The following is a 4,018-nucleotide window of genomic DNA, read 5'->3' as shown; positions in this document are numbered from 1 at the left end:
GTACACAGTGCTCGTAGACTTTGAGGTATTCTGCCGATGTTTCTTGGACAGGCTCATATGTGACGGTATTATTGAAGAGATGAACGGTGACTACCCAGGTCAGACCTGCGAAAAGCGAGAGAGAACGACGGTCAGTCAATCAGTCAACCCGTACCCACGCCGGAACAGAGCGACGTTCACCGCGACGACGACGAACGTGAGTCCGGAGAGGACTCCCAACGAGAGGTTCGGGTCGACCTCGGTGACGCCGAGGAAGCCGTAGCGGACGCCGTTGACCATGTAAATCATCGGATTGAGGAGCGACGCCTGTCGGAACAGTTCGGGAATCTCGTTGAGCGAGTAGAAGACGCCGCCGAAGAAGACCAGTGGGCGGAGGATGAACTGGTTCATCATCGTCAGGTCGTCGAAGTCGTCGGCCCAGAGACCGCCGATGACGCCGAACCCGGCGAAAAGGAGGGTAATGACGAGCATGAACGCGACGAGGTAGAAGGGCCGGGCGACGCCGACAGTAGTGAAGAACGCGCCGATGAGGGCAACGAGTGTACCGACGAGAATGCCGCGGGTCGCACTGGAGAGGATGTACGCGCCGACCATCGAAGTGTACGAAAGCGGCGAGGTAAGCGCCTCCTCGATGTAGCGGTTCCAGCGGCCGTGGAAGATGGAAAACGACGCGTTCTCGAAGGCGTTCGAGACGGCTCCGAGGACGATGAGGCCCGGGAGGATAAACAGGATGTAGGGGACGCCCGCAATCTCGTTGATTCGCTCGCCGAGGATGACGCCGAAGACAGAGAAGTACAGCACGTTCGTGATAAACGGCGGGACGAACGTGTTTCGCGGGCGACGGACGAACCGGAGCATTTCGCGTCGGAGTAAGGCGTAGAAGCCGGTTACGTCGATATTCATTGTGTCACCTCCGCCGTCGCGCGGCCTTCGCCCTGTCGCGTCATCTCGACGAACACCTCTTCGAGCGACGTGCGCGAGATTTCGAGGTCGACGATTTCGTGGCCCGCGCGGTCGAGTGTCTGGACCACGTCGGGGGCGACGAGTCCCCCCTGTTGGGCGGTGACGACGAGGCGGGTGCCCTCAAGGTTGACTGCCTCTACGCGGTCGTCGTCGGCCGCGAAGTCGGGGACTGCCGTCGGCGGGTCGCGAAGTTGGACGACGATGTCGTCGGTGCCGCGGTCCATCAGCTCCTCGGGGCTGGCGACTTCGATGATGCGCCCGGAGTCGAGGATAGCCACTTCGTCACAGAGTCGTTCTGCTTCCTCGATGTAGTGGGTGGTCAGCAGGATGGTCGTCCCGCGGTCGTTGAGGTCGATGATGGTCTCCCAGAGTTCGTGGCGGAGTTGCACGTCGACGCCGGCGGTCGGTTCGTCGAGGATGAGGAGGTCCGGGTCGGTGATGAGCGCTCGTGCGAGCATGAAGCGACGTTTCATCCCGCCGGAGAGCCAGTCGAACCGGGTGTCGCGCTTGTCGTAGATGCCGACTCGCTTGAGTACCTCGTCAGCCCGTTCCCGCGCCTCCGACTGCGGAATTCCGTGATAGCCAGCCTTGTGTTCGAGCACTTCTCGGATGGGGAAAAAGCGGTCGACGTTGAACTCCTGCGGTGCGAGGCCGATTCGGTCGCGGGCCTCGCGGTAGTCGTCTTCGACGTCGTAACCGAACACGCTCGCCGTCCCGCCGGATTTGCGCACGAGACCGACGAGGATGTTGATGAACGTCGTTTTCCCGGCACCGTTCGGCCCCAACAGTCCGAAGAACGACCCTTCGGGCACGTCGAGGTCGATACCGTCGAGCGCCGTGACGTCGCCGTAGGACTTCGTCAGGTCGCGTATCTCAATCGCAGATGCCATTCGCTGGTGCGTCGTCGGGTGTGAACGCGATTAAGCGTGGTGTACGCGGAATGCATTGTTAGCACGTGCCATAATGGGGGGCGGGAGCGAGGCCAGCCGGGCGGGCTTCGACGTAAGTTTGGTATGCTATAACACCACAATTTATGTCATAATATCCCACCGTACTAAAGTAAATCATTAATGAATATTATCATTATAAATGATTAACTTTTAGTGTCGGACCCGACTCGGACCATGTGAGGCAACGCACAATGGTAGTATCCGCAGCATCTGACCTCACACCCACCGCCACACGACTGGACCGCTATCGACCACCGACTCCACCAACGTAGACGATGACAGACCAACCCAACACGACCCGAACCGACACGACCCGAACCGACACGACCCGAACCGACACGACAACTCGCCCTCCCCAGATCCCTCGGCGGTACCCCAACAACGAGGAGAACATGGACGCGCCGCTCGTCCCCTTCATCCAGCAACCGGGTGAAGAAGACGAGCTGACGAACGTCCGGCGCGAACTCGCCGCGCTCCGTGCCCAACTGAACCGTATCGAGCGAGCTATCCAGAATCCTACCGACACCCAATGAATCCGACCGAACTCGACAGCGACGTCTTCGTCCGCGATATCGACAACCCGAAAGGCCGCGAACTCCGCGAGATGCTGAACACGCAGGACTTCGTGTTCGCACCCGGCATGTACCATGCTCTCGACGCGCGGCTCGCCGAGATGACCGGCCACGACGCCGCCTACATGTCCGGCTATTCGACCGTCCTCGGGCAGTTCGGCTTCCCGGACCTGGAGATGGTCACGATGACCGAAATGGTCGAGAATGCAAAGCGCATGGTCGAGGCGACGAACCTCCCTATCATCGCCGACTGTGACACGGGCTACGGCGGCATCCACAACGTCCGTCGCGCCGTCCGCGAGTACGAGAAGGCCGGTGTCGCCGCCATCCACATCGAAGACCAGACGACGCCGAAGCGCTGTGGCCACATCGCGGGCAAGCAAATCATCTCCCGCGAGAAAGCTCGCGCCCGCTTCGAGGCGGCCGTCGACGCCAAGCAGTGCGACGACACGGTCATCATCGCCCGCACCGACGCCTACGGCTCGGCCAACGGCGACTGGGAAGAACACCTCGAACGCGGTCGCATCTACGCCGACGCCGGCGTCGACCTCGTCTGGCCCGAGATGCCGAACCCGTCCCGTGAAGATGCGGTCAACTACGCCGAGAAGATTCACGAGACGCACCCGGACCTGAAGCTCGCGTTCAACTACTCGTCGTCGTTCGCGTGGTCCGAAGAGGAAGACCCGCTCACGTTCCAGGAGCTGGGTGACCTCGGCTACAAGTACATCTTCATCACGCTGTTCGGCCTGCACTCGGGTGCCCACTCGGTCTACGAGGACTTCAAGAAGCTCGCCGAAGAGGACGAACAGGGGCAGTTCGACCTTGAACAGCGCTACCTCGGCCACCCGACCGAGAGCCACCACGAACTCTCGTTCGTCTCGCGCTACCAGGACATCGAGACGGAATTCGACCCCGAGGCGCGCCGCCGCATCGAGGAGTCGGAAGGCTTCAGCGAAGACGAAGCCGACCCCATTACGAGCAACGCCAGAGCCAACGACGATGACTGAGCGACGCCACGACCGCGAGTTCGTGCGGACGTTCTTCACCTCGCCGACGGCCGTCGAGGGCGAAGACGACTCCGCGAAGATGCTCCGGAGCGCCGCCCAACTCCGCGGCATGCAGGCACCGGACGTGTGGGTGCCGGACAACGAGGATGCAACAGCACCCTCGATGCGTGACGAGGGTGCCGAGAACATCATCGAAGTCGTCTCCGAACACGGCGCGGACTTCCCCGGCGAGATTCACCCCCGAATCGTCTGGCACCGCGACAGCCCGACGACTCGGTATCAGGGCTTCCAGCACATGCTGGAAATCGCCGACCCCGAGCGAGGAGCCATCGAGCACATCGACGGATTCGTCGTCCCCGAAGTCGGCGACATCGACGACTGGAAGAAGGCCGACGAGTTCTTCACTATCGTCGAAAACGAGCACGGTCTCGAAGCAGGCAGCATCGCCATGTCCGTCATCCTCCCGTGCGGTCATGCCTCCCTCTCGATGGGGACACACCGCGAGCAGATCGGCAGGCTCACAAAC

General features: G+C 61.5%; 4 protein-coding genes and 1 pseudogene. 3 read left to right on the top strand and 2 right to left on the bottom strand.

Annotated elements, in window-relative coordinates; all coding sequences use genetic code 11:
* Positions 1–135 precede the first annotated feature (135 nt).
* Together QT222_RS05075 and QT222_RS05070 are read right to left on the bottom strand one after the other, a co-directional pair.
* Complete coding sequence (locus QT222_RS05075) at positions 136–903, bottom strand: ABC transporter permease (protein WP_491476514.1); 768 nt, start codon at positions 901–903, stop codon at positions 136–138.
* On the bottom strand, positions 900–1,853 hold the full coding sequence (locus tag QT222_RS05070) for an ABC transporter ATP-binding protein (RefSeq protein ID WP_004059472.1): 954 nt from the start codon (positions 1,851–1,853) through the stop codon (positions 900–902). Before QT222_RS05070 ends, QT222_RS05075 begins: the two co-directional genes overlap by 4 nt.
* 335 nt (positions 1,854–2,188) lie before the next feature.
* Between QT222_RS05070 and QT222_RS05065 the strand changes: the two genes are divergently transcribed.
* The 3 genes and pseudogenes from QT222_RS05065 to QT222_RS05055 all read left to right on the top strand — a co-directional run.
* A complete protein-coding gene (locus QT222_RS05065; protein ID WP_491476513.1) occupies positions 2,189–2,446 on the top strand; it encodes a hypothetical protein in 258 nt (85 codons plus the stop codon).
* Entirely contained in the window at positions 2,443–3,492 is a 1,050-nt protein-coding gene (aceA, locus tag QT222_RS05060) for an isocitrate lyase (protein WP_004059467.1), read from the top strand. Before QT222_RS05065 ends, aceA begins: the two co-directional genes overlap by 4 nt.
* Positions 3,485–4,018: pseudogene (locus QT222_RS05055) on the top strand (malate synthase); the annotation flags it as partial. The gene aceA and the pseudogene QT222_RS05055, both read left to right, overlap by 8 nt.

The organism is Haloferax sp. s1 (assembly GCF_058382125.1).
The sequence above is the reverse complement of the archived record's forward strand: the minus strand, read 5'-3'. Positions and strand labels throughout refer to the sequence as shown.

What these genes read in the sequence shown, in the direction of transcription:
- QT222_RS05075 (WP_491476514.1), bottom strand. Translation starts at nt 903, where the DNA reads ATGAATATCGACGTAACCGGCTTCTACGCCTTACTCCGACGCGAAATG.
- aceA (WP_004059467.1), top strand. Translation starts at nt 2,443, where the DNA reads ATGAATCCGACCGAACTCGACAGCGACGTCTTCGTCCGCGATATCGAC.
- QT222_RS05065 (WP_491476513.1), top strand. Translation starts at nt 2,189, where the DNA reads ATGACAGACCAACCCAACACGACCCGAACCGACACGACCCGAACCGAC.
- QT222_RS05070 (WP_004059472.1), bottom strand. Translation starts at nt 1,853, where the DNA reads ATGGCATCTGCGATTGAGATACGCGACCTGACGAAGTCCTACGGCGAC.